The sequence below is a fragment of the Rhodococcus sp. NPDC056506 genome, assembly GCF_042794945.1.
Classification (GTDB): domain Bacteria; phylum Actinomycetota; class Actinomycetes; order Mycobacteriales; family Mycobacteriaceae; genus Rhodococcus_F.
Map to the genome: position 1 here is coordinate 78,431 of NZ_JBHTSW010000010.1, position 22,284 is coordinate 100,714.

Genomic DNA, 22,284 nt, shown 5'->3' on the forward strand with positions numbered 1-22,284 from the left:
TTCGGTGATGAGCACGCGTACGAAGTATTCGACTGTTGTTGCAGCACTGATGGTCCTGCCGATTCTCAGCGGATGCGCAAACGGTGATTCGGTGGTAGAGGGCGCCGAAGCGGAGTCTCGTGACCAGATCGTGGTGGCCGCTGACGCATCGGTGGAGAGTTCGGTGTTGGCCGAGGTGTATTCGACGGTGCTCTCCTCCTCCGGCCTGTCGGCTCGCGTCGAATCGCTGGGAGGGGGCCGGAACCAATCCCTCGAGGCTCTGGACGCTGCGAGGGTCACGTTGGTGCCCGAGTTCACCGGCGCGCTGCTCGATCACTACGACCCGTCCGCCCCGGCTCGCAGGGCGGACGACGTCTTCGAAGCCTTGAGTCGCTCTCTGCCTGAGGGTCTTTCGGTCTCCGACTACGCGATGGCCGAAGACCGCGCGGTCGTTGCGCTGGACACCGCATACGCACAGTCGTTGGGAGCGAAGACAATCGAAGCCTTTGCCCCTTCGTGCGCCGCGGCGACGCCGCTCGTCTCTGCGAGATTCGTCGAGGACGGGGCGGTGGAGCAGTTGGCGGAGGGCGCCGAGTGTGTCTTCGCCGGCATCGATCAGGCAACACCGGCGGACGTGCGCGGTGCGCAAGTATTCGGAACCACGACGCTGTCAGCCCTGGCGCAGTCCGATGCCGTCACGGTGCTCGCTGATTCGAATCACGTTCTGGCCGCACAGAATGTTGTTCCGCTCTTTCGAACGGGCGCACTCGGAGATTCGGCGATCAAGGCACTCAGCGTCGTTGCCGGTGAACTGTCCACCACCGACCTCGCTGCGATGATCGATCAGGTGCGGACCGGCAAGGCGTCAGCCTCGGACGTTGCCCGCACCTGGTGGGACACCCGTCAGTAACAGGAACGGAGTGGGGCACCCGTCAGTAACAGGAACGGAGTGGGACACCCGTCAGTAACAGGAACGGAGTGGGACACCCGTCAGTGAGAGCTCGATCCCACCGCTGAACTCGAATCATCCTTGGCACGAATCAGTTTCGATGCGATGAAGCGGCCCAGATCGGTGACGGCGTCTGCTGCTTCCTTGACCAGTGACGCCTGTGCGTGGGCCACGTGCCACAGTCTTGCGTACTCGACCAGGGACACATCGACGCCGGCAGCGGAGAGCTTGTCGGTGAACGTCATGATCTGCGGATAGAGAACTTCTTCGGAACCGACGTGAATCCTGGTGGGCGGCAACCCGTCGAGCTTGCCGTGCATCGGTGCGTAGCCCGGATCTGTGCGATCGCCGCCGGCAAGGTAAGCGTCGGCGGCATCGAAGGACCAGGCCGTGTTGACCACCAGGTCGGCCTTCTTGGTGGCACCCCGATCGCCGGGATCGACCCACGGTGAGATCAGTGCAAGCGCACCCGGGGTCACACCGTGACGTTCGATCAGACGCAGAGCGGTCGCGGCGGCCAAACCGCCACCGGCCGAATCGCCCGCGATGGCAACGCGGTCTTCGGAATAGTCGAACTCGGTCACCAACTGCATGAAGGCGGAGACCGCGTCGTCGAGAGCAGCGGGATACGGGTTCTCCGGTGCGAGACGGTAGTCCAAGGTGAAGACCGCACTGGACGATTCACGCGCGAGATGCGCTGCGAGAGAACGGTGGGTGGCCAGTGAGCCAAGCGTGTACGCCCCGCCGTGTAGGTACAGAACTGCGGTGGGGCGCTCGGTTGCGCCGACGGTGATCTTCTCCGCCGGTCTGCAGGCGAGCTCCAGCGGGCGCACGACGGCGCCCGCTGGAACCTGCTGGAGTGGTGCCCCGGCCTCGAGCAACAGACGCTGAATCCGGTACGGCAGTCGCGAGTTGAAAGCCAGACGGAAGTACGGCTTCAACAAGAATGCGACCACGGGCAGCGGAAGGGTGAACGTGCTCACCGGCAGGGCTCCTGACTCTGAAAAATCTCAGCTGGACTTGGGCATCATTCGGCCGGCGACAATCGAGACGATGCGCTGGTAGCCCGATCCTACGAGGCGAACCCAGGCGTCGAGTGCTATTGCGTCCATGCCGATGAGAACGCGCGGCTTGCTCTTGCGAACGCCGTTGACGATCGTCTTGGCGGCGTCCTCCGGAGTGGTACGCGCGAGCTTGCGGTCGAAGAACTCGGAGAAGACCGCAAGATCTTCGCCCGGGCCTGCGGTGGCGTTGCGTGCGATGGCCGTCTTGATTCCGCCCGGGTGCACACAGGTCACCTTCACCGGGTGCTTGGCGATCAGCATTTCCTGGCGAAGCGACTCGGTGAAGCCGCGAACGGCGAATTTAGCCGAGTTGTAGGCGCTCTGACCCGGCATCGACAGCAGACCGAAGAGGCTCGACACGTTCACGATGTGCCCGTCGCCGGATGCGATGACGTGGGGGAGGAATGCCTTGGTGCCGTTGACAACTCCCCAGAAGTCGACGTCCATGACGCGCTCGAAGTCTTTGAACTCGGACTTCTCGAAGGTGCCGTGGTACGCGATTCCGGCGTTGTTGTAGATCTGGTTGACCTTGCCGAAATGGGCGACAACCGCGTCTGCGTACTCGAGAACCGCTTCGCGCTGGGTGACGTCGAGATGGTCCGACTTCACCTCGGCGCCGATGGCCTCCACCAGACGCTTCGTCTCGGCCAGACCCACGGTGTCCACGTCGGAGATTGCCAACTTGGCGCCCTGGCCGGCCAGGTTCAGTGCGAGTGCGCGACCGATGCCCGATCCCGCTCCGGTGATGACTACGACCTTGCCTGCAAAATCACTCATTGTGCTACTGCCTTCTCGTCGTCGAGGTCGATCTGTGAAGTGGTCGCGGTGCCGACGGCGCCGAGATCCGACGTGGCGACGCTGCGGTATGCCGCGAGGTCGAAATGCTTGGTGGCATTGCGGAACTGGAAGGTGAAGCCCGGCCACAGGGTCGTGTTGTTTCCGTGCTTGTCCATGTACCAGCTGGCGCAACCGCCGTTGTTCCACACGCTCTTGGACATAGCTGCCTGCAGGTCCTTGTTGTACTTGTCCTGCTTGTCCTTGCGCACCTCGATGGTGCCGATGTCGTACTTGTCGATGGTGGCGATCGCGTCGACCAAGTAGTTGATCTGCGACTCGATCATGAAGACCATCGACGAATGTCCGAGGCCGGTGTTGGGTCCGACGAGGAAGAACATGTTGGGGAAGTTGGCAACTGCCGCGCCCTTGTATCCCTGCATGCCGGTCTTTTCGAAGACCTCGGCGAGCGAACGCCCGTCCTTGCCGAAGATTCCCGCGAAGGTGGGGGAGTCGGTGACGTGGAAACCGGTCGCCACAACGATGGCATCGATCTCACGCGTGGTGCCGGTCTTCGAGACGATCCCGTTGGCGGTGACCTCCTCGATGCCTTCGGTCACCAGATCGACATTGTCCTGGGCGAGGGTGGGGAAGTAGTTGTTCGAGATCAGCATGCGCTTGCAGCCGATCTGGAAGTTGGGCATGACCTTCTTACGGAGGTCCTTGTCCTTGATCTGAGCCTTCAGGTGACGCTCGGCGGCGAACTGCAGCGGCTTCATGAACACCGGCGCCTTGGCCAGGCCGACGACCTGCGTCTCGCGCATCCAGTAGATGCCGGTACGGCACAGCTTCTGGAAGCCGGGAAGGTACTTGAATGCGAGGTGCTCGATCTTGGTGTACTCGCGGTCTGCACGGGGCAGGATCCACGGCGCGGTGCGCTGGTACACGTCGAGATGTGCGACCTTTTTGCCGATGGCGGGCACGATCTGGATGGCGGAGGCGCCGGTTCCGATGACGGCCACGCGCTTGCCGGTCAGATCGGCGTCATGGTTCCAACGCGAGGAGTGGAAGATCTCGCCCTTGAAGGCGTCGATGCCCTTGATGTCCGGAAGTGAAGGCTCACACAGTGCGCCGACGGCCGAGACCACGATCTTTGCGACAAATTCGCCCTTGTTGGTGCTGATGTGCCACCGAGCGGATGCCTCGTCCCAGCGGGCGGAGAGTACGTCGCAGCCGAAGATGTGCTTGTCGAGCACCTTGTGGCGGTTGGCCACCGACTGGATGTACTTGTAGATCTCGGGCTGAGTGGAGAAGGAGCGTGTCCACTCCGGGTTGAGTGCAAAAGAGTACGAGTACAAATGCGACGGCACGTCACACGCGGCGCCCGGGTAGCTGTTGTCACGCCAGGTTCCGCCGACGTCGTTGCCGCGCTCGAGAACGACGTAGTCGGTGATGCCGGCCTGTGCCAGTTTGATCGCCGCACCGAGACCGGCGAAACCACTGCCGATGATCAGTGTGCCGACGTGGCGAGTATCCGCGGCAGGTGCTGAGGTATCTGTAACTGGAAGACTCATGTAGGGAACGATATGCCTTTATTGAGTCACGGTCAATAGCTTATTGACGAATATTCAGTAGTCTATTGGGCATGGACGCAGTAAAGCGAACGCGACTCGACCCTGCGCAACGCCGAGCTCAACTGATCGACCTCGGCGCACGCATGCTGGCCGAACGGCCGCTCGAACAGATTTCCGTCGAGGACATCGCCGATCAGGCGGGAGTATCTCGTGGGCTTCTGTTCCACTACTTCGCGTCGAAAAGCGAGTTCCATCTGGCGATCGTCCGACACAGCAGTGAACAGATGCTCCAGCGCACCGAGCCGAGTGAATCGGACGATCCGATGCTCACCCTCCGCTCGGTCCTGGCGTCGTACGTCGACTACGTGACCGAGAACCGCAATACCTACGTCTCACTGCTCCGCGGGACCGCCAGCGGGGATCCGCAGATGCGTGAGGTGTTCGAGCAGACCCGCGACATCATGGCGAAGAGGACCCTCGATCAGCTCCCGAAGATCGGCCTGACGCGAACGCCTCAGGTGGAGTTGGCCGTTCGCGGTTGGATCGCGTTTGTCGAGGAAGCCACCATCAGTTGGCTGCGCGCGCCTGCCATCACCCGCGAGGAACTGATCGACCTGACGGTTCAGTCGTTGCCCGCGTTGGCACTGGCCGCCGTCGGCTTCGATGCCGGACCGGATCTGGGTCTACTGCAATCGAATTGATCGCAGCAGAGAAAGGCCGGGCCCCACACTCCTTGCGGAATGTGGGCCCGGCCCTTGTTAAATTACTGAGATCAGTTGGTCGGCAGGAATGCCACTGTTCAGTTGGTGGGCAGGAACGCCTCGTCCAAGATCTCCTGCTGCTCCACCGCGTGGACCTTGCTCGATCCCGAGGAGGGAGCGGACATCGGACGACGCGAGATGCGCTTGATGCCGGTCAAGGTCTCCGGCAGAAGATCCGGCAGTGCCAGTCCGAGGAACGGCCACGCACCCTGGTTCGCGGGCTCTTCCTGGACCCAACGGAACTGATCCGCATTCGGGTAACGGTCCAGGGTCTCCTTGAGGCGACGCTTCGGCACGGGGTAGAGCTGCTCCATGCGCACGATGGCGATGTCGTCGCGCTCGTCCTTGTGCTTCTTCGCCAGGAGCTCCCAGTACAGCTTGCCGCTGACCAGCAGAACCCGCTTGACCGATTCGCGGGCGCTTTCGCCGCTCTCGAATGCAGGCTCCTCGAAGACCGAACGGAACTTGCCCGTCGTGAAGTCCTCGACGTTGCTGACTGCAGCCTTGTTGCGCAGCATCGACTTGGGCGTGAAGACCACCAACGGACGGCGGATGCCGTCGAGGTGATGGCGACGCAGCAGGTGGAAGTAGCTGGCCGGAGTCGACGGAACCGCGACGGTCATCGAGCCTTCGGCGCACAGCTGAAGGAAACGCTCGATACGGCCGGAGGTGTGGTCCGGACCCTGACCCTCGTGACCGTGCGGCAGGAGCAGCACGACGTCCGAGAGCTGACCCCACTTGGCCTCGCCCGAAGAGATGAACTCGTCGATGATGGTCTGCGCGCCGTTGACGAAGTCACCGAACTGCGCTTCCCACAGGACGAGGGCGTCGGGGTTGCCGACCGAGTAGCCGTACTCGAAGCCCAGGCCTGCGTACTCGGTGAGTGCGGAGTCGTAGACCATGAACTTGCCGCCGTTTTCGGCGTCTGCCGCGATCTTGGCGATCGGGCTGTACTCGTTGCCGGTCTTGCGGTCGATGAGAACCGAGTGGCGCTGCGTGAACGTTCCTCGCTTGGAGTCCTGACCCGCGAGGCGGATCAAAGCACCCTGCTCGGCCAACGAGCCGAACGCGAGCAACTCGGCGAACGCCCAGTCGACGTGTCCGTCACGAGCCATCTCGCGACGCTTCTCGGCAACCGGCTTGACGCGCGGGTGCACGGTGAAGCCCTCGGGGACGTTGACGAACGCGTCGCCGATGCGCTCGAGAACCTCGGGAGCGACAGCCGTCGTGAGGCGGGCCGGCGGAGTCTGGTCGAGTTCGACGGACTCGGACGGTTCGGGCTGGAACTTCTCGAGCTCACGGACCTCGTTGAAGACCCGTTCGAGCTGGCCCTGGTAGTCGCGAAGTGCGTCTTCGGCTTCCTTGAGCGAGATGTCACCGCGACCGATGAGGGACTCGGTGTAGCTCTTACGAACGCTGCGCTTGGTGTCGATGACGTCGTACATGGCCGGCTGGGTCATCGACGGGTCGTCGCCCTCGTTGTGACCGCGACGGCGGTAGCAGATGAGGTCGATGACGACGTCCTTGCCGAACTTCTCACGGAAGTCGACGGCCAGTTGAGCAACCCAGACGCAAGCCTCGGGGTCGTCGCCGTTGACGTGGAAGACCGGTGCGGCGATCATCTTCGCGACGTCGGTGCAGTACTCGGACGAACGTGAATGTTCCGGAGCGGTGGTGAAGCCGACCTGGTTGTTCACGACGATGTGCACGGTGCCGCCGGTGCGGTAACCGCGCAGCAGCGAGAGGTTGAGCGTCTCCGCGACAACACCCTGACCGGCGAATGCAGCGTCGCCGTGCAGCATGAGCGGCAGGACGGTGAAGCCTTCTTCGCCCTTGTCGAGGATGTCCTGCTTGGCGCGAACCAGGCCTTCGAGAACCGGGTCGACGGCCTCGAGGTGCGACGGGTTTGCGGTCAGTGAGACAGCGATGTCGTTGTCACCGAACATCTGGATGTACGTTCCGCTGGCACCCAAGTGGTACTTCACGTCACCGGAGCCGTGAGCGGCTGCCGGGTTCATGTTGCCCTCGAACTCCGTGAAGATCTTGGAGTACGGCTTGCCGACGATGTTGGCCAGCACGTTGAGTCGGCCACGGTGCGGCATACCGATGACAACCTCGTCGAGCTGGTGCTCGGCGGCCTGGTCGATCACGGCGTCCATCATCGGGATGACGGCTTCGGCGCCCTCGAGCGAGAAGCGCTTCTGGCCGACGTACTTGGTCTGCAGGAACGTCTCGAAGGCCTCGGCGGCGTTGAGCTTGCTCAGGATGTACTTCTGCTGAGCGACCGAAGGCTTGGCGTGATGGCCCTCGACGCGGTCCTGGATCCACTGACGCTGATCCGTTTCGAGGATGTGCGTGTACTCGACGCCGACGTGGCGGCAGTACGCGTCGCGCAGCACGCTCAACACGTCGCGCAGCTTCATCTTCTCTTGGCCGTGGAAGCCGCCGACCTTGAACTCGCGGTCCAGATCCCACAACGTCAGGCCGTGGCTGATGACGTCGAGGTCGGGGTGGCTGTGGAACTTGTCCTTGACGAACTGCAACGGGTCCGTGTCGGCCATGAGGTGGCCGCGGTCACGGTATGCAGCGATCAGTTCGAGAACACGGGTGTTCTTGTCGACGGCGCCTTCCGGCACGTCCTTGCGCCAACGCACCGGCTCGTACGGGTTGCCGAGCGCGTGGAAGATCTCGTCGTAGAACTCGTCGCTGATCAGCAGGTTGTGGATCGTGCGCAGGAAATCGCCCGACTCGGCACCCTGGATGATGCGGTGATCGTAGGTCGAGGTGAGGGTCATCAGCTTGCCGACGCCCATCTCGGCCAGCTTCTCGTCGCTGGCGCCCTGGAACTCGGCGGGGTATTCCATCGCGCCGGCGCCGATGATGGCGCCCTGACCCTTCATCAGGCGGGGAACGGAGTGAACCGTGCCGATGCCGCCCGGGTTGGTCAGCGAGATGGTGACGCCGGTGAAGTCTTCGCCGGTGAGCTTGCCTTCACGGGCGCGTCGGACGATGTCCTCGTATGCCGCGTGGAACTGGACGAAGTTCATCGACTCGGTGTTCCGGATGGCGGCAACTACCAGTGAGCGGTTGCCGTCCTTGCCGGGAAGGTCGATCGCGAGTCCGAGATTGGTGTGCTCGGGCGTGACCGCGTTCGGCTTGCCGTCGATTTCGGCGAAGTGCCGGTTCATGTTGGGGAACGCGTTGACTGCCTGGATGATCGCGTAACCCAGGAGGTGGGTGAACGAGATCTTGCCGCCACGAGTACGTGCGAGGTGGTTGTTGATGACGATGCGGTTGTCGAACATCAGCTTCGCGGGGATGGCACGCACGCTGGTTGCTGTCGGAATCTCGAGCGAGAGCGACATGTTCTTGACGACCGCTGCTGCGGCGCCGCGGAGAACCTTGGTTTCCTCGGCTCCGCCGGCGGGAGCGGGCTTCGCGGGAGCGGCCGCGGGCTTGGCTGCTGCAGGCTTGGCTGGGGCGGCCTTCGCGGCGGGCGCTGCCGTCTTCGCGGGGGCCGGTGCGGCAGCCTTGGCGGGCGGCGCAGGAGGTGCGGTCTTGGGGGCGGGAGGCGTGGCCTTGGGAGCAGCAGGCGGAGCTACAACAGCGGCGGGTGCAGCCGCGTTGCCGTTCGAGGCAGTCCCGTTTCCACCTCCCGTGTTCGCCGAGTCCGGCGAGTAATCGGTCAAGAATTCGTGCCAACTGGGATCCACGGACGACGGATCGTCCTGGAAGCGTTGGTACATCTCGTCAACCAGCCACTGGTTCTGTCCGAATTGGGATGTAGAACTGCTGCTCACGGCAGGTGTTCGCCTCGTTTCTATTTCGGTACCCGATCAGAGCGCCTATATATGTGAGATTAGCCCGAGCGTGTGACGAGCAATTGTGCGGCACACAATTTGTGAGCTGTCTCACGGAAGTCCGTGATCTTGCGATCGCGCACTACCTCTCGGCGGTACAAATCCGTGCCGACTGTCACGCGACGGGGTTGCCTTCGATGACAGTTCTCGACGTCAGATTATTCCCCTCACGCGCCTGCGATGCATCCCAGAGTCCCGAGTAGTGACCACCGGCATACCGCAGAACATCGTGCGGGCCGTATTCAACGATACGTCCCCGGTCAACTACGACAACGAGGTCCGCTCGGGCAGCTGTCGCGAGGCGGTGAGCTACGACGACGGAAGTCCGTTTCCGGGTGACCGACCGACTTGCTTCGAGCACCATTCGTTCGGTCGCGGGATCGAGCGTCGCGGTCGCCTCGTCGAGGAGCAGAAGGTCCGGGTCGACCAGTTCGGCACGGGCCAATGCGATGAGTTGGCGTTGGCCCGCCGAGAGCCCCTGGCCGCGCTCGCCGACGGGATGATTCATGCCTCCACGCATGTCGGCTATCGAATTCAGTGCGCCGACGGAACGCGCTGCTTCCTCGATCTCCGCGTGCGACGCCGACGGCCTGCCGTACGCGATGTTGTCGGCGACCGTGCCGGTGAACAGATGGGCTTCTTGTGGGACCACGCCGAGGCGACGTCGGTACTGCGAGAGGTGGAAGTTCCGGATGTCGGTTCCGTCCACGTCGACCGACCCGGACGTCGGGTCGTAGAAGCGGGCGAGCAACTTCACCACCGTCGACTTCCCGGCACCGGTTCTGCCGACGAGGGCAACCGTCGTGCCCGGCGGAATCTGCAGATCGAAATCGGAGAGGGCGTCGACGTCCGCACCCGAGTACCGGAACCCGACCCCGTCGAGATGGACGGCGCCGTCGAGCCGTCCGGAGATCGCGATCAGATCCTCGCTGTCGGCTGTTTCGATCGAACTCCGAGTACGCAGAAGGTCGCCGATTCGTTGCAATCCGACGTTTGCCTGTTGGTAACCATCGAACACTTGTGAGAGTTGCTGAATCGGTCCGAACAGCAGGCCGAGGTAGAGCACGAAAGCGATCAGTACGCCGGGTGACGTCGACCCGTTGGCGATCTGGTGCGCGCCGACGAACACCACTGCGGCCAACGCGAGGTCGGACAGGAACGAGATGAACGGGAAGTAGATCGAAATGGCTCGCTGCGACCGCATCCGCGATCGGCGGTAGCTTTCGGAGCGTTCTGCGAACCTACGCGCCGCACCTTCTTCGCGGCGGTAGGCCTGAGCCGCTCGCAGACCGGCGATGTTCTCCTGGAAGTCGGCATTGACGAGCGAGATCCGTTCGCGGGACTGGCTGTAGGCAACCGAGGAGATCTTGCGGAAGATCACGGTCGCAACCACGAGCGGTGGGATGACGGCCAGCGCCACCAGTCCGAGCGTCACGTCGGTCGCCAGGAGTGCGATCGAAATGCCGCCGACGGTCAGGACGCTCACGATCGCCGTCGACATGCCGGTTTGGATGAACGACGACAGCGCGTCGACGTCGGTGGTCATGCGCGTCATGATGCGCCCGGACAATTCACGTTCGTAGTAGTCCAGGCCCAGGCGCTGCAGGTGTGCATAGCTGCGCACGCGGAGCCCGAACAACACGCGTTCGCCGGCCCGGGCGGTGAGCACCGTCATGACCGCGACGACGACCCAGTCCGCGGCGACCAGGAGGGCGCCGAATGCCGTCGCTATCCAGAGCGTGCTGCTGTCCGCGGTCACGACTCCGTGGTCGATCGCGTATCTGACGAGGGAGGGAAATGCGATCGCCGCTGCGGAGTCCAGGGCAAGGCACACGACAACCGCCAGTAGAACCCAGCGGACCGGCGTCAAGATCTGTCGGAGTGAGAACTGTGGATTCGATTCGCGCAGGCTCTCAGGAGCGATTCCGGGGTCTTCGCGTGCGGGTGGGAGAGCATCGACTGCTGCCCGCAGGGACGGCGTCACCGCGATTCCGCTGAGCGCTCCGGCCATCGGTCCGCCCGCACCCTGCGCCGAAGCGGTAGTGCTGTCGGCTTCGGATTCCGGTGCCTGCGGCCACAACTGCTCGGTTGTCGGCTCGCTGCGGTCACGTCCGAAAGCATCGGAGTCGACGTCGTCGAGTTCGGCCGGTAGTTCCGGCGGCGAGGAGAACAGGGCACGAAAGAGCGGACATCGCGCTTCCAGTTCGTCCACGGTTCCGGAGTCGATGATCCGTCCGCCGTCGAGAACCGCGACCCGGTCTGCGAGCGTCAGGGTGGACCGCCGGTGAGCGAGGATGAGCGTGGTCTGGCGCCGTCTGGCCCGGAACGCGTCGAAGATCGCGGCTTCGGTAGCCGCATCGACTGCGGAGGTCGCGTCGTCGAGGACCAGGATCCGTGGGTCGACGAGGAGGGCTCGGGCAAGTGCGATGCGCTGACGCTGGCCGCCCGACAGCGTCAGACCCCGTTCACCGACAACGGTGTCGTATCCGTCCGGGAGTGCCTCGATGAACGAATCTGCCTGTGCCAGTGCTGCTGCGTCGCGGATGTCCTCGTCGGAGGCGTCCTCGCGGCCAAGTGCGATGTTGGCGGCAATGGTGTCCGAGAACAGGAAGGGCTCGTCGAAGACGAGGCTGACGGCGGCACGAAGCTGCTCACTGCGCAGTTCGCCGATGGGGAACGTCTCGCCGGCGGTATCGACTGTCACCGCACCCGAAGTCGGTGCGTAGAACCGGGGGAGAAGCAAGGACAACGCGGTCTTGCCCGACGCGGCCGGCCCCACGACGGCGACGGTCTCGCCCGGTTCTATGCGGAGGTTCAGCCCGGTCAGGACGTCGCGTTCGGTGTCGAATCCGAATGCCACGTCGTCGAAGGTGACGCCGAGAGGACCGTCGGGCAGGTCCACCGGATGGTCTGGATCGGCGATGTCCGGCTGAGCGTTGATGACGTCGTAGACACGCTCGACAGCGGCGCGCGCCAGCTGCGCCATGACGATGACCGACGACAGAGTTCGGGTGACTCCGGTCATCGTCACGATGTAGGTGGCGAACGCGAGAAACGTTCCCACGGTGATCTTGTCGTGCAGTGCGAGATACCCGCCGAGAGCGATCACTCCCACCTGCCCGAGCTGGGGCAAGGCGGCCATGGTCGGCGCGAATTTCGCGTTCAACCACGCGGCGCGGAGACGCTCCGAATACAACGTGCGGCTGTGCTTTTCGAGTTGGTCGACGGCTCGTTGTTCCTGCCCGAATCCCTTGACGACGCGCACGCCCGTGACGGTTTCCTCGACATGTTGGGCGAGGTCGGCGGCCCGCTGCTGCGCCGACCATGTTGCGGCGAAGAGCATCGGTCGCATCAGGAACACCACCAGCCCTACTGCGGGGATGACGGCGACAGCGACGAGAGTCAACAGCGGCGAGAGCCACGCCATGATGCCGATCGCGAGCACGAATTGCAGGAGCGCACCCGCGGACATCGGCACCATCGCGAGCAAACCCTGGACGAGTTGTAAATCGGTGATGGACCGGGATACCACCTGGCCTGTGCGGATCTGATCCTGCCCGCGTCCATCGAGGCGTTGCAGCGAGCCGAGCAAGGCGAGCCGCAAGTCGTGTTGAACATCGAGCGAGAGTCGGCCGGCAAGCATCCGTCGGCCGTACTGGCACGCGAAGCGGACGACCGCGAGCAGCGCGATCGCCAGCGCGACGAACCCGATCACCTTGCCTGGGTTCTCCTGGCTTGCGGCGTCGAGCGCATAGCGGGTCAGAAGAGGAAACGAGATGTCGATCGCCGAAGCGATGACGGTCACCAGAAGCGCGCCGATGGCAACTCTTCGGTGCAACCAGCATGCGTGCGCCAAGCGGCGGATCCAGCCCGGAGCTCGATCGACCTCTCCAGCTACCGGACTGTCCGTGTTGATCGTGTTCATCGAGATCCACGGTAGACCCGGCCCCAGACAGCCTTTTCAGGTGATGTCGCGGGTCCTGGTCCGCAGCCAACCGAGCCCGCAGAACAGAACCACCCAAGCTGCCAGCATCATCGGGCCGCTCGGCCAGGACGCAAACGCGTCGACGTCGATCGACGGGGCCGCATTGACTATCGTGCCGATCGTGGCCGACACCGGAAGCGCGGCCCCGATCCCACCGAGATCCATCGCGAGCAGCACTGCGCGGACGATCCATTCACCGAAGACGAACCACAGGACGACCGAGAGGGCACCGGCCATCGACGAACCGGTGAGCAGTGCCACCCCGGCGCCGAGCAGTGCCCACAGAGCGCACGCCAGAATGCCTGCGGCGCAGATGGCGAAGAGATCGGTGGTGAAGCTGAAGTCCCGGCCGAAGAGCAACATCGCGCCGATGCTGACTACTTCGACCGCCAACGCGTAGCCGACGGCGAATACCGCGACGACGGCAAGTTTTGCGCCGAGAACTCCGTCACGGCCGCGAGCTGTGAGGAACGTCGTGGTGAGAGTTTTGTAGCCGAATTCGGATCCGGCGGTGAGTGCTCCGAAGACAGCCGCGAACACCAGGACAAGCGTGTTGGAGACACCGAGGCTGACGCCGGTGGACACGACATCGACGTCGAAGGTGGTGTCAGCCGAATCGGCCACGACTTCGACGAACGTCCGAGTCGAGGCAGCAATCAGCACGGCCACGACGACCGGTGCGATGGCCAGTGCCCACCAGTAGCGCAGGGTGAGAACTTTAAGTGTCTCCGCGCGCACGAGCGTGGTCATCGGTGTCCTCCGGAAGGTCCGTATGCGGCAGGGCCGTAATAGCCCGGTCCGGAACCGGGACCGGGTGGGCGGTGGTATCCGACCTGGGGAACCGCGTACTGCGGTGTTGTCATCGCGAGGAACAGTTGCTCGAGATCTGCGCCTTCGGTTGCGACGCCGAAGATCGTGACACCGGCGGCGGATGCCACCGGTGGGAGCACCGACGTGTCGGTGCCGCCCACGGCGAGCCGTCCGTCCTGCGTGATCTGGGCGTCGATGATTCCGCGAGCGGCCAATGCCGTGGCGAGGAGCGCTGGGTTGGAACACGAGACGAGCAGTCGACTGCGCTGCGAGCGGCGAAGTTCGTCCATGGTCCCTTGGTAGACGAGTGAGCCGGCGCTGACGATGACCACGCTGTCGACGGTCGCTTCCACTTCACGAAGCGCGTGACTCGAGATCAGAACCGTTCGGCCGGAACCGGCGAAGGTCTGCAGGAACTGACGAAGCCACGCCATGCCCTCGGGGTCGAGTCCGTTCGCGGGTTCGTCGAGCACGAGGATCTCGGGATCACCGAGCATCGCGGTGGCAAGGATCAGGCGTTGGCGCATCCCGAGCGAGAAGGTGCCGGTCTTGTGGACTCCGACCGATCTCAGACCGACCATGTCCAGCACCTGCGCCGCGCGCTGAGTCGGCATGCCGATAGCGGCCGCGTAGATCTCGAGGTGTCCGAGCGCCGTTCGTTTCGGATGGAGACTGCCGACGTCGAGTACTGCGCCGACGGTCCGAGCCGGGTTGGGCAGCAAACGCATCGGGGTGCCGTTGATCGTGGCCGATCCCGACGTCGGTGACACCAGTCCGAGGAGCATCCGCAACGTGGTCGTCTTGCCCGAACCGTTCGGGCCGAGAAACCCGGTGATCGAGCCCGCCTGAACGTCGAAGCTCAGGTCGTTGACCGCGCGCGCCGCCTTGAACGTCTTCGTCAACCCACGAATCTCGATGGGGGCAGAGAAGGATCCCATTGCGGTGTTCGTCAATGCTGCTCCCGGGTCGGCGGCGAATACGTGATGCGAGCCTACGGCCCGGACGGCTATCTGCGGATGGCCCGGCGTGTCTCCGTCTGGGGAAGCACTGCGGCATCGTCGGCAGGCATCACGATCAGGTGGTCGGTCCACCTGGCCGGTGCCGGTCCGAAGGCTTCGCGCGCATTCTTGACGACGCCCTTGCCGATTGCACGGTTGCCCGCACCGCCGATGACCGCACCGATTCCGGCCGGAACGAGCTTGCCGAGGATCAGTGCGCTGCGCTTGGCGGCGTACTTGGTCACGAATTTCCGCACGAGGGTGCTGTTCATTCCCCTCATCGTGGGTCCGGGAATCTTGCTCGTGATTGCCGTTCCCCAGTTCTTGGCTGTGATTCCGGTGGCCTTCTGCACGATCTCCATACCGGATTCGCCGAGGGCGACTGCCAGGACCAGGGCACGTCGTTGCTGGTGATCCTGTACGGAGATTCCATGCACTGACGCAATTGCCAACGTCAGCAGCGCTGACGCCTCGAGGAAGAAAGCCGATTCCGCACCGACGGCAGCGATGGACGCGACCGTTCCGACGCCCGGCACGGCGGCGGTGGCGCCGACGGCACTGCCGCTTCCGGTTACGGCGAGAATGAACATCTTCTCCATCCGCTCGACGATCTGAGCAGGTGACTCGTCGGGGTGGGCCTTACGGACATGGTTGACGTATTTGGCCACTGCGGGCGCTTGCAGGCGGCTTCCGTTGTCGAGAACGGAAACGAGGACCTTCTCGATACGCCCGCTGTCGTTGTTCGTCGACTTGCTCATTGCTGCCCCTCCACAGTTGTCCTCCTCTGAAGCGAGGTGGACCGTATCTCGAGAATAGGTGAAGTTTTCGCTGGCGGCGGTGATCACCGGGGCCATAGGCTCGTACGAGACTCGGTTTTCTTCGTGAGTTTTCCCAGGCAGGAGTTCGAGTGTTATGACCGCCACTTCGGAATCTCGTTCGACGACCATCTGGCCGACGCTGCGCTACCTCGACGCCCGTGCGGCAATCCACTTTCTGGTGAGCACCTTCGGTTTCGTGGAGAAGGCCGTCTACGGAGAGGGAGACGTGGTGGACCACGCCCAACTCGACTGGCCGGGCGGTGGCGGCATCATGTTGGGTTCGCCGCGCACCGATTCGGCGATCGCCGGCCTGCCGCCTGGAATCGGTTCGGTGTACATCGTCGTGGACGACGCGGACGCCGCCGATGCACTCCACGAACGCGCTGTCGCGGCGGGCGCCACGATCACGCAGGGATTGCGCGACGAGGACTACGGTTCGCGGGGGTTCACCTGCCGTGATCCCGAAGGTGTGTACTGGAGTTTCGGCACGTACGCAGGGGAGTAGCCCCCCGCGACCTACCTGGTGGCCCAGTGCTCTGCCGGAACCACTTCCGACGGGATGGGCGGATGAGGTGGTGTGCCGTCCCCGAACGGTCGGCCACCCAACTGTTCGCGTCCGTGCGGTTCGAGCCAGTGTGTCAATTCCGGTCCCTTGGGCACGATTCCGGAGGGATTGATCTCGGAATGCACGATGTAGTAGTGCGCTTTGATCTGTGTGAAGTCGATGGTGTCACCGAATCCGGGGGTCTGGAACAGATCGCGCGCGTAGTCCCACAGCACCGGCATCTCGCTGAGTTTGCTTCTGTTGCACTTGAAGTGGCCGTGATAGACGGGATCGAACCGCGCCAGCGTGGTGAACAGGCGCACATCGGCTTCGGTGATGGTGTCGCCCACCAGGAAACGTTGCCGGGCAAGACGTTCGGTGAGCCAGTCGAGGCGAGCGAACAGCGTGTCGTATGCCTCGTCGTACGCCTGCTGTGAACCGGCGAAACCGCAGCGGTAGACGCCGTTGTTGACGTCGCGAAAAACGTACTCGGCAACTTCGTCGATTTCGTTTCGCAGAGGCTCCGGGTACAGATCCGGTGCGCCTTCGCGGTGGTACTTCTTCCATTGCGTCGAGAAGTCGAGGGTGATCTGTGGGTAGTCGTTCGTGATCACCTTGCCCGTGGCGATCTCCACCATGGCGGGCACCGTGATTCCCCTGGGGTAGTGGGGATCTCGGGCGAAGTATGCGTCCTGCAGTCGAGGGATCTTCAGTACGGGATCGACGCCTCCCGGGTCGAGATCGAAAGTCCAGCTTCGCTTGTCGTGAACCGGACCGCAGATGCCCATCGACAGTACGTCTTCGAGGCCGAGTAGGCGGCGGACGATGATGGCGCGGTTTGCCCACGGGCAGGCACGTGCCACGATCAACCGGTATCGCCCGGGTTCGACGGGGTACCCGTCGCGGCCGTCCTCGGTGATCCGGGTCGGGATGTAGTTGGTGTCGCGTTTGAATTCACGACCCTCTTCGACGAATGTCGGTTCGCTCGCGCCGTCTTCCGTACTCATCTGCGGTCCCTCTCGTTCGAGTGTCAACTGGGCAGGTGCACGTGTACCCGAGCGTATGCCCCCAGAACGTCGAATTTGGCTTTACGTGGAAGCGTCGCTCCGATCGCACTGCCGCGACTTGTGCGTAGCTGCGGGATCAATCCGGAATCGAGAGCGTCCTCCGCAGCGAGAAGCGTTACTGCGCAGCCGATCCCGTGACGGCGATGCGCTGGAGCAGTCAGGGTCGTGAGATCTGCCACGAATCCCTGAAATTCGGAGTACGCCGCGCATCCGAGCACCTCGGTGGAATCAGTGAGGGCGGTGAACCACCGCGTCCGGTTCCCGAGGTCGGCTGTGGTGCTGTCGTCGGGTGGGCACAGCGCAGCGACGGCGAGGGCATCGTCGATGTCGTGGGAAATCAGTAGTTGCTCGTCGGGCGGCGCGTCCGTGTAGTCGCCGAGGAAAGCGAGATCGACGGGGCCGGTGATTCGGCCGCCGTGATCGCCGGTGACGTCGAGTAGGCGTGCAGGTTGTAGAAGCGCTTCGACGGAGATGTCCGCCGTGCGCTCGATGAACCACTGCGGTCCGACAATCGCGCCACCGCCGGCCAGGTCCAGTACGTGGATGTCGTCGCCGACCACCCTGGCGGTGTGTGCCGGTCGCAACGCGGAGTCGCCGAGGCCCAGTTCGCGCGCCCATGCTAGTCGGATGATGTCGAGGTGATGATCGTCCACTCGCTACAGGCTAGTCCGGTTCGAACGGGTTGATCGAGATGGCCGAAGGTCGTATATTCCATGTGGACTATTTCAGGTGGAATAGTCAAGAAATAGTCAATTGCGGCTTGTCAGGGAGGGGACTCATGGGTGACGTGTCACTGACGCCTTTGGGGATCACCGTTCTGGGCCTGCTGTCCGAGCGTTCGATGCACCCGTACGAGATGTATCAACTCGCCTCGGTTCGACGGGGCGATCAGCTGGTGAAGATCAAGCCGGGATCGCTCTATCACACGGTTTCGCGGCTGGAGAAGCAGGAATTGCTGGCTTCGATCGGGATCGATCGTGAGGGCAATCGGCCGGAGCGCACGACGTACGAGATCACAGCCCGAGGCCGTGATGCTCTCGAGCACCAACTACGTGAGATGTTGGCGGTTCCGGTGCGGGAGTATCCGCGGTTGCCGCTCGCGCTCGCCGAAATGCACAACCTTTCCGCATCAACTGCGTGTCAGATGCTTCGGATCCGTCTCGCACACCTCGACAAGACGATTGCGAAATTCGAGGTCGACTACGAAGCGGTGAAGGCCGCGGAAAAGCCACGAATCTTCACGGTGGGCGCAGACTACGCCCACGCACTCACGATCGCCGAAAGAGAGTGGATCGGCGCGTTGGTGACAGATATCGAGAGTGGCGAAATGCCTTGGCTCTCACAAGAACTTCTCGACCGGCTGGCCGGCTCCGCGGGCTCGTCCGCACTACCTAAGGACTGAAGATGGAAAAGCAGGTCAATCCCTGGCACGCGCTGTGGGCGCTGTGTATCGGGTTCTTCATGATTCTGGTGGACAGCACCATCGTCGCTGTCGCCAACCCTGCGATCATGGAGGACCTCGGCACCGACATCAACAAGGTCGTCTGGGTCACCAGCGCGTACCTGCTGGCGTACGCGGTGCCGCTGCTTGTCACCGGCCGACTCGGTGACAGGTTCGGACCGAAGAACCTCTACATGATCGGCCTCGTACTGTTCACCGGCGCATCACTGTGGTGTGGTCTGTCCGGCAGCGTCGAAATGCTCATCGTGGCAAGGGCTTTCCAGGGCTTCGGCGCCGCAATGATGACTCCGCAGACCATGGCGGTCATCACGCGCACCTTCGCACCGAACAAGCGTGGCGCCGCAATGGGCCTGTGGGGCGCCGTTGCCGGCGTCGCGACGCTGGTCGGTCCGCTTGCCGGTGGTGTGTTGGTCGACAATCTCGGCTGGGAATGGATCTTCATCGTCAACGTCCCGATTGGTGTCATCGCTTTCCTGCTCGCCTGGAAGCTCGTTCCGTCGCTGCCGACGAGCGAGCACAAGTTCGACATCCCCGGCGTGATCCTCAGCGCCGCAGGCATGTTCCTGCTCGTGTTCGGAATCCAGGAAGGCAGTTCGTACGACTGGAACGGATTCGTCTGGAGTCTGATCGGCGCCGGCGTGCTGTTACTCGCGGTGTTCGTGTTCTATCAGTCGCGCAACAAGAACGAGCCGTTGCTTCCCCTCGAACTCTTCAAGGACCGCAACTTCTCGCTCGCCAACGTCGCCATCACCGCAATGGGCTTCGCGATCACGTCGATGGTCCTTCCGCTGATGTTCTACACCCAGGCAGTTCGCGGACTCTCCCCGACGCAGTCGGCGCTCCTCCTCGTTCCGATGGCCGTGCTGACCGGCATTTTTGCGCCGATCATCGGCAAGCTCGTCGACAAGACGCATCCGCGCTACATCGCGGGCACCGGCTTCCTGCTGTTCGCGATCGCCCTGGGCTGGCTGGCATTGGTTATGTCTCCCGACGTCGCGATCTGGGAACTGCTCCTGCCGATCGGCCTGATCGGCTTCGCCAACGCATGCATCTGGTCGCCGCTCGCGGCCACCGCCACACACAACCTGCCTCCGATGCAGGCCGGCGCCGGCGCAGGCGTCTACAACACCACCCGGCAGGTGGGCGCGGTTCTCGGTAGTGCCGCGATCGGCGCACTGATCACCGCACGATTGGCGGCTCAGGGTCTGACCGGCGGCAGTTCCGAAGCTGGAGTGGGTCACCTGCCCGAGTTCGTTCGTGAACCGTTCAGCACGGCGATGTCGGAGTCGATCTGGCTACCTGCAGGCGTGCTGCTCATCGGCTTCGTCGCTTCGGTGTGCTTCGCTCGGCCTCTGCGCGGCGACGCACACGAGGACGCGATGGCCGTCAGTGCCGAAGCGCGTCGGGAAACATCACTGCACGATTGAGATAGTCGCTCGGGTCCAGGGCTCGCTTGATCGCCCACATCGTGGCTATGTCCTCCGCGGAGAGGGCCAGGTCCAGATAGTTGCGTTTGAGCGAGCCCACCCCGTGCTCGGAACTGACGTTTCCGCCGTGATCGCGAACCAGTTCGAGGACGCTGCGGTACACGGTGTCGGCGTTCGGGCAGTTCAGGACGTTGAGGTGGATGTTTCCCTCGGCGACGTGGCCGAAGAGGATCGGAATCGCCTCGGAGGCGCGACTCGCGATCACCGCCGCGGCATCCTCGGCGAAGGTGGCAAGCGAGTCCAGGGGCAGTGCCGCGTCGAATTTCAGTGGGGGACCGAACAGTCCGACCACTTCGGCGAAGCACTCCCGCGCTGCCCACAAGCGCGTCGAGCCGGGATCGTCGACCGCTACCGCCGGGGTTTCCGGCGGGTCGATGCGTTCGAGGACTTCGCCCAGGCGTTCCAGCGGATCGTGGGCACCGGACACCTCGGCGAGCAGGTACCACGCCCGCCCCGTCGGCACCGCGGCGTTCACGTGTCGAGCGGCCAGTTCGAGTCCGCGGCCGTCCAACAATTCCAGTGCGTCGACGCCGTCGAGAGTGCGCAACGTTCGCCCCGCATCGACGACGTCCTCCAGCCTGTCGAAACCGGTCAGTGTGGTGACCCGGTGAGCCGGCACCTGGCGCAGTTCCAGATCGACTGCCGTGACCACACCGAGAGTTCCTTCGCTGCCCACCCACAGTGCGGGCAGGTTGTATCCGGAATTGTCGGACAACACTTTCGGTGACCGGCGCACGGTGGTTCCGTCGGGGATCACCACCTCGAGGCCGAGCACCTGTTCGGCCATGTTCCCGTATCGAACCGTGTGCAGGCCACCGGCATTGGTGGAGACCATGCCGCCGATGGTCGCCGTGTCCCGTGAAGCTATGTCGACGCCGAATTTCAGGCCGGCGTCGGCCGCAGCGGAATGTACCTGCGCGAGTGTCACTCCCGCTCCGACGGTGATCCGCCTGCCGGCCGCGTCGACTTCACCGGTCGTCGTGAGACGTTCGGTGGAGAGCAGGACGTCGTCGTGCTCGGGCACCGTGCCCGCGACCAGGCCGGTTCGTCCGCCCTGAACGGTGACCGGTACACCGTGGGAGCGGCACACGTTCAGCACTGCCGAGACTTCGGCAGTATTTCCGGGTCGGACCAGGGCGCTGGCGTGCCCGCTGTAGCGCCCCGTCTGGTCGGTGGAACGGGTAGCCAACACGTCGGCGTCGTCGACGACGAACCGGTGTCCCACAACGTCCGCGAGTGCATTTCTCAGACCGTCCACCCGACGATCGTAGGCCGGTTCCATGTGGCAGTGTGGCGGCATGACTGCTCCCGAATCGCACCCCACCCGTCTCGAGCGCTTCACCACCGATGGTGGTGCCGAGGTGGCTGTCCTGACGTTCGCGCACGGACCACTCAATCTGTTCGATCAGGCCATGTTCGACGCGGTCATCGCCGACGTTGCGGCGTTGACCGAGAATCCGCCGCGGGCTGTCCTCCTTCGCGCGGAGGGCAAGGTCAACTCGGCCGGCGTCGACGTTCACGTCTTCGACGGACTGAACCCGGAGCAAGGCGCGGAATTGTGGCGCGAGCTGTTCGCCCAGATCTGTCATCCGCTCGAGGCATTGCCGTGCCCGGTGATCTACGCGGCGCACGGGTTGACGCTGACTGCGGCATTCGAGATCTCCTTGGCCTGCGACATCATCCTCGCGGCGCCCAAGGCGAAGTTCGGGCTGGTCGAGACAGTGGTCGGTCTGACGCCGTCCATGGGTGGACCGCAACGTCTGGCCGAGCGCGCCGGTTCCGGACGGGCTCGGGAGTTGGTCATGACCGGCGATCTGTACGACGCCGCAACCCTGCACGCCTGGGGCGTCGTCAATGCAGTTCACGACGACGTCGACGGTGCGGCGCGGTCCCTCGCGACCAGGTTGGCGGACGGACCCACGCGAGCACACGACGCCACCAAGCAGATCGTGGCGGCGTGGCGTTCCGGCGGCATCGCTCATGCGGATTCGGTGACTCCCGGGGTGTCCGGCGCGCTGTTCGACACCGACGACCTGCGCGGCGCCGTCCGCAGTTTCCTCGACGTCGGCCCGGGTAAGGCCGTCTACTCCGGAAAGTAGATATACGACCTTTATCGTCAGAGACCTCCACGAACTGTGATCCACGTCATATA

At 63.7% G+C, this 22,284-nt stretch carries 17 protein-coding genes; 6 read left to right on the plus strand and 11 right to left on the minus strand.

All coding sequences use genetic code 11. The features are described from left to right. Positions 1 to 7 precede the first annotated feature (7 nt). Entirely contained in the window at positions 8 to 889 is an 882-nt protein-coding gene (locus ACFQ6H_RS11790; RefSeq protein WP_378646208.1) for an ABC transporter substrate-binding protein, read from the plus strand. 80 nt (positions 890 to 969) lie between these two features. Here ACFQ6H_RS11790 and ACFQ6H_RS11795 read toward each other — a convergent pair whose 3' ends face one another. From ACFQ6H_RS11795 to ACFQ6H_RS11805, 3 genes are read right to left on the minus strand one after another with little or no spacing between them, the layout of a single operon-like run. After that, the gene (locus ACFQ6H_RS11795; RefSeq protein WP_378646210.1) at positions 970 to 1,911 is read right to left on the minus strand and encodes an alpha/beta hydrolase fold domain-containing protein; all 942 of its coding nucleotides are present in this window, start codon (positions 1,909 to 1,911) and stop codon (positions 970 to 972) included. Positions 1,912 to 1,938: 27 nt separating this feature from the next. Then, on the minus strand, positions 1,939 to 2,769 hold the full coding sequence (locus ACFQ6H_RS11800) for an SDR family oxidoreductase (RefSeq protein ID WP_230817421.1): 831 nt from the start codon (positions 2,767 to 2,769) through the stop codon (positions 1,939 to 1,941). Beyond that, positions 2,766 to 4,340: a flavin-containing monooxygenase gene (locus ACFQ6H_RS11805; protein WP_378646213.1), complete on the minus strand. Its 1,575-nt coding sequence runs from the start codon at positions 4,338 to 4,340 to the stop codon at positions 2,766 to 2,768. Before ACFQ6H_RS11805 ends, ACFQ6H_RS11800 begins: the two co-directional genes overlap by 4 nt. Positions 4,341 to 4,411: 71 nt before the next feature. Between ACFQ6H_RS11805 and ACFQ6H_RS11810 the strand changes: the two genes are divergently transcribed. Then, on the plus strand, positions 4,412 to 5,041 hold the full coding sequence (locus ACFQ6H_RS11810; protein WP_007736130.1) for a TetR/AcrR family transcriptional regulator: 630 nt from the start codon (positions 4,412 to 4,414) through the stop codon (positions 5,039 to 5,041). Positions 5,042 to 5,139: 98 nt separating this feature from the next. Here ACFQ6H_RS11810 and ACFQ6H_RS11815 read toward each other — a convergent pair whose 3' ends face one another. The 5 genes from ACFQ6H_RS11815 to ACFQ6H_RS11835 form a co-directional block, all read right to left on the minus strand. Beyond that, a complete protein-coding gene (locus tag ACFQ6H_RS11815) occupies positions 5,140 to 8,901 on the minus strand; it encodes a multifunctional oxoglutarate decarboxylase/oxoglutarate dehydrogenase thiamine pyrophosphate-binding subunit/dihydrolipoyllysine-residue succinyltransferase subunit (protein WP_378646215.1) in 3,762 nt (1,253 codons plus the stop codon). A 175-nt stretch (positions 8,902 to 9,076) separates the two neighbouring features. Next, positions 9,077 to 12,886 carry an ABC transporter ATP-binding protein gene (locus ACFQ6H_RS11820; protein ID WP_378646217.1) on the minus strand — a complete coding sequence of 1,270 codons (3,810 nt, stop codon included), beginning with the start codon at positions 12,884 to 12,886 and terminating at the stop codon, positions 9,077 to 9,079. 36 nt (positions 12,887 to 12,922) lie between these two features. Next, entirely contained in the window at positions 12,923 to 13,696 is a 774-nt protein-coding gene (locus ACFQ6H_RS11825) for an ABC transporter permease (RefSeq protein WP_046378894.1), read from the minus strand. Next, complete coding sequence (locus ACFQ6H_RS11830) at positions 13,693 to 14,694, minus strand: ABC transporter ATP-binding protein (RefSeq protein ID WP_007736138.1); 1,002 nt, start codon at positions 14,692 to 14,694, stop codon at positions 13,693 to 13,695. Before ACFQ6H_RS11830 ends, ACFQ6H_RS11825 begins: the two co-directional genes overlap by 4 nt. 68 nt (positions 14,695 to 14,762) lie before the next feature. Further along, positions 14,763 to 15,512, minus strand: coding sequence for a hypothetical protein (locus ACFQ6H_RS11835; RefSeq protein WP_003945111.1), 750 nt, complete (start codon positions 15,510 to 15,512; stop codon positions 14,763 to 14,765). Positions 15,513 to 15,666: 154 nt separating this feature from the next. Here ACFQ6H_RS11835 and ACFQ6H_RS11840 point away from each other — a divergent pair, with 154 nt between their 5' ends. After that, positions 15,667 to 16,077 carry a VOC family protein gene (locus ACFQ6H_RS11840; protein WP_003945129.1) on the plus strand — a complete coding sequence of 137 codons (411 nt, stop codon included), beginning with the start codon at positions 15,667 to 15,669 and terminating at the stop codon, positions 16,075 to 16,077. 11 nt (positions 16,078 to 16,088) lie between these two features. Here ACFQ6H_RS11840 and ACFQ6H_RS11845 read toward each other — a convergent pair whose 3' ends face one another. After that, entirely contained in the window at positions 16,089 to 17,123 is a 1,035-nt protein-coding gene (locus tag ACFQ6H_RS11845; RefSeq protein ID WP_042450363.1) for a glutathione S-transferase family protein, read from the minus strand. Positions 17,124 to 17,146: 23 nt separating this feature from the next. Continuing rightward, a complete protein-coding gene (locus ACFQ6H_RS11850; protein WP_378646219.1) occupies positions 17,147 to 17,836 on the minus strand; it encodes a GNAT family acetyltransferase in 690 nt (229 codons plus the stop codon). Between the two features lie 125 nt (positions 17,837 to 17,961). Here ACFQ6H_RS11850 and ACFQ6H_RS11855 point away from each other — a divergent pair, with 125 nt between their 5' ends. Together ACFQ6H_RS11855 and ACFQ6H_RS11860 are read left to right on the plus strand one after the other, a co-directional pair. Continuing rightward, positions 17,962 to 18,585, plus strand: a complete 624-nt coding sequence (locus tag ACFQ6H_RS11855; protein WP_378549581.1) for a PadR family transcriptional regulator — start codon at positions 17,962 to 17,964, stop codon at positions 18,583 to 18,585. A gap of 2 nt (positions 18,586 to 18,587) precedes the next feature. After that, a complete protein-coding gene (locus ACFQ6H_RS11860; RefSeq protein ID WP_378646221.1) occupies positions 18,588 to 20,072 on the plus strand; it encodes a DHA2 family efflux MFS transporter permease subunit in 1,485 nt (494 codons plus the stop codon). On the opposite strand, the gene ACFQ6H_RS11865 is transcribed toward ACFQ6H_RS11860, so the two are convergent. Beyond that, positions 20,032 to 21,432, minus strand: coding sequence for an FAD-binding oxidoreductase (locus tag ACFQ6H_RS11865; RefSeq protein WP_378646223.1), 1,401 nt, complete (start codon positions 21,430 to 21,432; stop codon positions 20,032 to 20,034). The genes ACFQ6H_RS11860 and ACFQ6H_RS11865 overlap by 41 nt on opposite strands. Here ACFQ6H_RS11865 and ACFQ6H_RS11870 point away from each other — a divergent pair. After that, positions 21,431 to 22,231: an enoyl-CoA hydratase/isomerase family protein gene (locus tag ACFQ6H_RS11870; protein WP_378549572.1), complete on the plus strand. Its 801-nt coding sequence runs from the start codon at positions 21,431 to 21,433 to the stop codon at positions 22,229 to 22,231. The two genes, ACFQ6H_RS11865 and ACFQ6H_RS11870, sit on opposite strands and share 2 nt — an antisense overlap. The last annotated feature ends 53 nt before the right edge of the window (positions 22,232 to 22,284 follow it).